This is a genomic window from Roseateles sp. P5_E11 (genome assembly GCF_054049355.1).
The window spans coordinates 1-691 of record NZ_JBFUMO010001158.1 but is presented as its reverse complement, the minus strand read 5'-3'; the positions used below and the strand labels follow the sequence as shown (position 1 = coordinate 691).

General features: G+C 69.5%; 2 protein-coding genes. Both read left to right on the top strand.

Annotated elements, in window-relative coordinates; translation table 11 throughout:
• A partial coding sequence (locus ACXJKR_RS34070) for a UPF0149 family protein (protein WP_457326624.1) occupies positions 1-297 on the top strand: 297 nt, incomplete at its 5' end.
• 63 nt (positions 298-360) lie between these two features.
• The gene (locus tag ACXJKR_RS34065; protein WP_056203062.1) at positions 361-684 is read left to right on the top strand and encodes a hypothetical protein; all 324 of its coding nucleotides are present in this window, start codon (positions 361-363) and stop codon (positions 682-684) included.
• The last annotated feature ends 7 nt before the right edge of the window (positions 685-691 follow it).

Here is a 691-nt window from a genome sequence, read left to right as displayed (position 1 = left end):
ATCTTCAGCTTTGCCTCACTGGAGGGGGACAGCGAAGGTGAAGACACCGAGTACGCCGACGCCGAAGACTGGGCTGCCGGCTTCCTGATGGCCGTGGACCTGGCGCCCGAGGCCTGGGGGCCGTTGTTCGACGGTGCCGGAACGGCCGAGCTGCTCGCGCCCATCGCCGCCCTGGGCGGTGAGGATGGCGCGCTGGCCGAAGGCTCGGCTGCCGAGCGCGACGAAGCCAGCCGCAAGATTCCTGACGCCATGCTGGCGTTGTGGGCTCTGCGCCAAGACGCCGACCAGAAAGCGTAACCATCCCCCCAACGCGGGTGGTTGCAGGTGGCCGCAAGCGTCGGTTTAGGTTAACTTCAGGCCATGCTCCAGACCCTGCTCGCAGCCACCGGCCTTGCCGTCTGCATCGCGATGGCGGTCCACATGGCCCTGCCCTACCGGCTGCAGGCGCGGGTGGATGCCGGCGTGGCCGCCCTGGCATCGTGGGTGGAGTTGCAGATCGCCCGCCTGACCGGTTGGCGCCGCCGCCAGCGCCAGACCAGAGCCGCCGCGCTGGAGGCCGAGCGCGTCATCCGCCGCGCCCGCGAGTCGGCCCTGCACGATGCGCGCGACAGTCGCACGGACGGCGAGTGGGACGGCAACGTCTATCGGCCCAAGAGCTTCGAGAAGCCCAAGAAGCCGCACTAGTCAGCTG

Bases quoted from the DNA above. Each gene is read 5' to 3' on its own strand.
- ACXJKR_RS34065 (WP_056203062.1), top strand. From the start codon at position 361: ATGCTCCAGACCCTGCTCGCAGCCACCGGCCTTGCCGTCTGCATCGCG.